The sequence below is a fragment of the Roseovarius roseus genome (assembly GCF_043355935.2).
In the GTDB taxonomy this organism is placed as follows: Bacteria; Pseudomonadota; Alphaproteobacteria; order Rhodobacterales; family Rhodobacteraceae; genus Roseovarius; species Roseovarius roseus.
Genome location: NZ_JBHFPE020000038.1, coordinates 1 through 6,086 on the forward strand (window position 1 = coordinate 1; position 6,086 = coordinate 6,086).

The following is a 6,086-nucleotide window of genomic DNA, read 5'->3' on the forward strand; positions in this document are numbered from 1 at the left end:
ATACCGCCCTTGTCCTTCATCGACGGGTAGAACTGGTTGTCCCAGGTCGAGAAGAGCGACGTCGTGACGTAGAGCCGTTTTCCGTCGAGCGACAACTGGATCATCTGCGGCGCGCCATCAACGGTGCGGCCGTTCACCTCGTGCGCCTTGCCCAGCAGCCCGCCGATCCAGACCTGACCGGTCAGTTTCGGATTGAACGGATCGGAAATGTCGTACTGCCTCAGATCCCCGTGCAGCCAGTTCGAAAAGTAAAGATACTTGTCGTCCATCGACACCAGAATATCGGTGATCAGACTTGGCATCGGCACCGGGAACCCCTCTACATCCACAGCGGGCACGTCGATGATCTTGCTGACCTCGATCTTGCCGTTGTCCTTGTGATAGTGAAAGATGTTTGACGCCAGCGCCGCGCCGACAAAGCCATGGGTGCTGTCGGGATCGTGGTGGAACCGGGCCTCCAACGGGATCATCCCCTCCTCGCCCAGGTCGATCGATTGCTCCACCTTGCGGTTCTTGAAGTCCCAGAAATGGATGTGCTGGCCGTATTTGCCCCTTGCCACATCCTCAAGATCAAACCCCGGCATGAACGTGTTGGGCGAGGCCCATTCGGTCGAGATCATCATGTTGTGGCGTGGCTGGTACCAGAAGTCGTAGTTGTACTTCATGTCGCCCAGGTCATTTTCCCAGCGCCCAATGACGTTGAACTCCTTGTCCAGATGGAGGAACCCGCCGGGTCCGTTCCCCTCGGCATCGCCCAGCATCGACACGATGATGTCAGCGCCAAGACAATGCACGGTGTGCGGGGCGGAAAGATTGGTCTTGGCCTTGATCTCGTCCCCGTCGATGGTCTTGAACAGCGTCGGCTTGCGCGGATCGGTGGCCGTATCGACGATATAGAAATTGGTGGTGCGCACGCCCGGGATGATCAGGTATTTGCGCTCCATGCTGCCGTTGGTGTTGCACGATGAACAAGCGTTCCAGCCCATGTGGTGCAGCTCATCACCGACGACCGGCATTTCCGTCCGGTGGATCACCTCGCCGTAAGTCTCACTCTCTTCGTCAACGTCGATGGTAGCCAGGTAATCAGGTTTCTCGATCCCGGTCCCGGTATAGATGCAAATCGTGTAAACAACTTTCTCGCGCGGGGCCTTGATCGCCTCTTGGGGCGACGCATAGCCCGGCCCTGCACAGCAGCTTCCGTTGTTCTCGGTCATCTCATTCCTCCTCTATGGTGGCTGGCTTCCTCGTTCTTCCATCGATTTCAGCAGTGTGGTGTCGGTTTCTTGCGTCTGCGCGACGTTGGACAGTTGGATTGGAATACCCCCATCGGGTGGTCCAGTTTGAATGCTAGTTCATAGTCGGTCTTTGGTCTATCGCGACCATGCTCCTGGACGCTGGCGGCCAGTACCCTAAGGCACGGTGACGCCGGGCCGGATCGTAGCTGTGACGCGATCCTTCGATCAGGATCGCCGCAAAAGCCCGTTTTCCGCCCTTACTGCCAAAATATACGTGCCACCGCATCGGTCACAAGGGATCGAACCGGACCTTAGCCGCGCGTGGGATGAAGGTCCGGTAAGGGCCGGTCACTTCCATTGCCAAAGGCTGCCTTAACATCAACAAACTTCATGGTAACATATCCGGCGAAGACGTTCTTGGGAGCACCACGTCACATGCGATATGTTCTGTCAGCAGTGTGCGCAATTCTGGCACTTGGCCCCAGTGATGCTGTGGGGGAGGAAACCACCTATGGCAGTTATCGCCACCATGACGGGCTACCCAACGTCCTGCTTCTGGTGGGAGAAATTGATAATGGTGATTCCTTTGAGCTTCGTCGCGCCATGCGCGACCATCAAATCGACTTGGTTGTAGCAGCCAGTCGAGGTGGAAGTGTCTACGAAGGCCTGCAGATGGCCAGCATTCTGCGCGACAAGGACGTAGGGACGTACATTCCCGACAATGCCAGCTGCGAATCCTCTTGTGCCAGTGTTTTTCTGGGTGGCAGCAAACGCATGGTTATTGGTGAATTGGGCGTTCATCAATTCTATTCGGGCGCCGAAGACGCCAGAAGCCAAGGGCGCAAGGATGTAATAACCACCGTAACCCAGTACACCACTTCGGATATTATCGGCATTCTGAACGAGTTTGACACGCCTCCGTTTGTCTATGAGAAAATGTTTAGAACCACAGAAATTTACTATTTCGACGGTGCCGAAAAGCAAAGGATCGGCTTGGGAATCAGTGACGAGACATTCGTAGATCGGGTCGCAGAAGTTGACGACTTTCTGTCGTCAACGCCCGGTGTGTTGGAACGTACAGACCGAGAACCGGAATCATCGGGGACGGCACAGACAATACCGCCTTCATCGTCTGCGCAGCCATCATCGCCTGATCTCAGGCCAAATCCGGAGAAAAGGTTTGAAAACACCGATTTCTTTGGAATGGACCTAAGCCCACGGGGCCTGCGTAATGTCAGTCTTTACGAGTGCGAAAATTTCTGTCGGCGCACGGACGCGTGCGCGGCATGGAGCTATGTGCATGCAACACGCTGGTGTTGGCCCAAGTCGGGGGTTGAGAATATCAGCTTGTCCTCGAATGTCACGAGCGGAATAACTGATCCGGGTCGCATCAACCCTGAAATATTCAGTCGTCCGTTTCTTGAGGCAACAGGCCTCGATATCCGCGGATACGACCTATACCCGAAAGGTTTGCGCAACATGACGCTGGACCAATGCCGACATGCCTGCCAAGCAACCAGCAGCTGCGTCGCATGGAGCTACGTGCCGAAAAAATCATGGTGCTTTCCAAAACACGGTGTCGGTCGTTATGAATCCCGCCTTGGGATTGTTTCGGGCATTGTCAAAGCGGATTGACCAGGGACGCGCGAAACGCCTCGGCCTTTTCCGCGCCGGCAACAACATCGTCCATGTTCAACTCCTCATCCTTCATGGCACGGATCAGCCTTTCGTTGACCTCAACAATCGACCGTATCGAATACATGTTCTCGAAGTTGGAATAGATCAACAGCGAGTTTCCCGCGCGGATGGCTGCAACGCTGGCGTCTATAGGCGAAATGAGATTTGTTATCGCCCCCATCTGCATATCGTCGGAAATAATCGGACCAGTGAAGTTTAGACCATACCGGATCTCGTCAACTGACCTTTCGGAAAGCGATGTCGGTATCCACGGGCTGTCGGACAGATGTCTGTGTAGAACATGCGCATTCATGATCGTGTCGGCCAGTCCCGCCCGCACGAGGCGTTCAAATGGTGAAATCTCCTCGGGGCTCCATGTTTCGGAGATGTCGGCACTTCCAACATGGCTATCGTCAATTGACGATCCGTGCCCCGGAAAATGCTTCAAACAGGTTCTTACCCCCGCAGAGCGATGCGCGCGAATGAACAGTTCGGCAAAGCGGACAACATCCGCAACGTGGCGCCCGTATGCGCGCCCCTTTGCCCCAATCACGGGATTGAACGGGTTTACATTCAGGTCAACCACCGGTGCGAGGTTCAAATTGACGCCAACCGCCGATAACTCATCGGCCCGCTGTGCATAATATCCAAGAATATCCATATCGTTACGCCCCGAACCTGCGAGGTCAGCGGCTGACATCCAAGGCATGAACCCATTATAGGATCCAAGGCGTGTGACCTGCCCGCCCTCCTGGTCGATACAGATTATGACCGGGTGCTCGGTAGCAGCGGATTGCAACGACGCATTTAAACGATTTAGCTGCTCTGGTGACTCGATGTTGCGTCGAAGCAACATGACGCCAGCAACCTCGCCATTCTCAATGTAGCGCCGGAGTTGAACGACTTCGCGATCGGAAGGATGTGTTCCACGGAATCCGGTGACAAGAAACTTGCCCGGAAGCTTGTCAGGGTCGCTATGGGCAAATGATGGCGAACCGATGCCAAGAGCACCCCAAGAACCAGTTGCTGCAATGAATTTTCTACGATTGATCATAATTCCGCGTATAGGTGGCCTTGATGTCATTCCGGTCGCCTGACTTCATATGGCGCACGAGGCGTGAAAACCTTGTAGTGCTTCGCCATGTCTCCAAAGATTGCGTTTGGTTTTTCCGGACCACCAAGGTCGCGCAACACCTCAAGAACCGGCCGAGAATAGGCGTCGATTTGCGGAAACCCTATCATCTTCAGTTCGAAAAGACTCATGAATGACTTTGGATCATATTCTTGATAGTTCGCTTAGTACACCTGAATGCAGTCGCTTTAGCAATCTGCATGAATTTTCATTAACTTCGCTGCATGTGGGTTCTTCCGGATCGGGTTCATGCTGTAGCGGCGAATGTCTTTTACGCCGGGCAGCCCTGTCGAAATGCTGTAGATCAGTGAACAGCAGGGACGGGCCAGTGAAACTGCAGCTTCAGAATGATTTCGGGGTTGGCAGAATGATAGGCAGCATCGCGTTTCCGGTCGAAATATGGTTTATGTGAGCGAGACAAAACCGAATTGCGCTATGACGACGACAAATGACAAAGACCTGCAGAGGCTTCAGCATGAAGTTCAGCGATTGCTGGGGCGATGTCTGTTGCGGTTGCAACAGTATGAGCGCCTGATCAAGGCCATGGTGGCACACCATAGGCTCGCTGGGCCGGCTCACGACTTGGAGAGAGCTCGGGCTGCGCAGATTGACGGCACGGCCCGTAAGACGCTCGGCGCCTTGGTTGGCGATCTCCTTGGATCGTATGTTGTTGCCGATGAGATTAATCCTCCCGAAGAATCGACTGCCAACTCTCCTGAGAGAGTCAATTGGTTCACTATGCAGATGCAAATTGGCCTATCGGGCGCAGATTTTTCCCGGGCAGAGAATGAACTCAGAGAATTGGTACTTCTGCGGAACAACCTGGTTCACCACTTCATCGACCAGCATGATCTCTGGAGCCTGGATGGATGCCGTGGCGCTCAAGAAACCTTGGTCGCCGCATACAGTCGCATCGATCAACACGTCGGACAACTTCGGGAATGGGCAGAAAACATGGAGAAAATGCGCCGGAACACCTCAGAGGTCCTGCAGTCGGAAATGTTCAAAGACTTGATTGTCAACGGAATTGCCCCGGATGGCACTGTTTTTTGGCCTTTCGCAGGCATAGTGAGCGCCTTGCGAGAAGCATTCGATGCATTGGCTGTCGATGGGTGGGCACCTGTGGCAGAGGCTGGCAGATGGATTGCCGAGCGATACCCTGAGCAACAACCTGCCAAGTATGGATGCCACAGTTGGCGGCAGGTTGTGCATGAGGCTTCCATCTTAGAACTTCAGTATTTTGATATGGATGGACAACGCTCAGCTTGCTATCGGGAAAAGGAGAGGCCCCGCGAAGTGGTGCTAAATAACATTGGCGTCACATGATTGCTACGCTTTGTCATACGGTCGCTTTTGGGAAGCTGCACGGCAGCATCGACGCTGGTGACCAGTGGCAGCTTAGGGCCGGTCGCGCCTCACTGCCATAGTGACAATGGCTTGCATACATGCTGTGCTCCGGTGCAAATTGGTCCCATGCCGGTTAAAGAAATATTCGCCATCGCCGACGTCCGCATCCCGGTCAAACGCAAAAAGACCCTGGATCCAGGAAAAGTTGATGATATCGCCGAGGATATGCTGGAGAATGGCCAAACCACCCCCATACGCCTGCGCATCGGTAAAACTGGCGGCTATGTCCTTATTGGAGGCTATCACCGTTTAGAAGCCCTCCGCGCCCTCGGCGAAGACAAAGTCGAAGGATATCTGGTCCGCGCGCGGCAGCACTGAGTGTATTGCTCGCCGTTTTAAAGCGGCAGTTTTCACTCCGCAGACCCTCGGTTGCAGCCTAAACTTCTGCACTGTTCATGAACGGCAGGAATGCAGAAGCTACACTGCAGCGTTGGCAGATGACTTGAAGTGCGCTCTGGGTCGTCTTGGTTGCGCCGCCAAGCGACCTCGTTTTCAGTGTGGTCACCTAGTCCGAACTTGGTTCGGCGCGCAGAGGCCGGTCGCGCTTTATCTGATCTGTGAGCTACTCCCCATCTCTTGGACAGGATCTGGCGTAATTTAAGCTACTCGTTGCACCTGCTGATCGGGTTGGTTGA

General features: G+C 54.4%; 6 protein-coding genes. 3 read left to right on the forward strand and 3 right to left on the reverse strand.

Features of this window, described 5'->3' with window-relative positions; translation table 11 throughout:
• On the reverse strand, nucleotides 1-1,214 hold a 1,214-nt coding region (locus tag ACEWPL_RS19130; RefSeq protein WP_420744393.1), incomplete at its 3' end, for a selenium-binding protein SBP56-related protein.
• Between the two features lie 456 nt (nucleotides 1,215-1,670).
• Between ACEWPL_RS19130 and ACEWPL_RS19135 the strand changes: the two genes are divergently transcribed.
• A complete protein-coding gene (locus tag ACEWPL_RS19135) occupies nucleotides 1,671-2,870 on the forward strand; it encodes a PAN domain-containing protein (protein ID WP_393929618.1) in 1,200 nt (399 codons plus the stop codon).
• Here the strand turns inward: ACEWPL_RS19135 and ACEWPL_RS19140 are convergent.
• Together ACEWPL_RS19140 and ACEWPL_RS19145 are read right to left on the reverse strand one after the other, a co-directional pair.
• On the reverse strand, nucleotides 2,857-3,966 hold the full coding sequence (locus tag ACEWPL_RS19140; RefSeq protein ID WP_393929616.1) for a glycoside hydrolase family 3 N-terminal domain-containing protein: 1,110 nt from the start codon (nucleotides 3,964-3,966) through the stop codon (nucleotides 2,857-2,859). The genes ACEWPL_RS19135 and ACEWPL_RS19140 overlap by 14 nt on opposite strands.
• 26 nt (nucleotides 3,967-3,992) lie before the next feature.
• Nucleotides 3,993-4,175: a hypothetical protein gene (locus tag ACEWPL_RS19145; protein WP_393929614.1), complete on the reverse strand. Its 183-nt coding sequence runs from the start codon at nucleotides 4,173-4,175 to the stop codon at nucleotides 3,993-3,995.
• Nucleotides 4,176-4,479: 304 nt separating this feature from the next.
• Between ACEWPL_RS19145 and ACEWPL_RS19150 the strand changes: the two genes are divergently transcribed.
• Both ACEWPL_RS19150 and ACEWPL_RS19155 read left to right on the forward strand, forming a co-directional pair.
• Nucleotides 4,480-5,370: an OST-HTH/LOTUS domain-containing protein gene (locus ACEWPL_RS19150; RefSeq protein ID WP_393929612.1), complete on the forward strand. Its 891-nt coding sequence runs from the start codon at nucleotides 4,480-4,482 to the stop codon at nucleotides 5,368-5,370.
• Between the two features lie 147 nt (nucleotides 5,371-5,517).
• A complete protein-coding gene (locus ACEWPL_RS19155; RefSeq protein WP_393929610.1) occupies nucleotides 5,518-5,769 on the forward strand; it encodes a ParB N-terminal domain-containing protein in 252 nt (83 codons plus the stop codon).
• The last annotated feature ends 317 nt before the right edge of the window (nucleotides 5,770-6,086 follow it).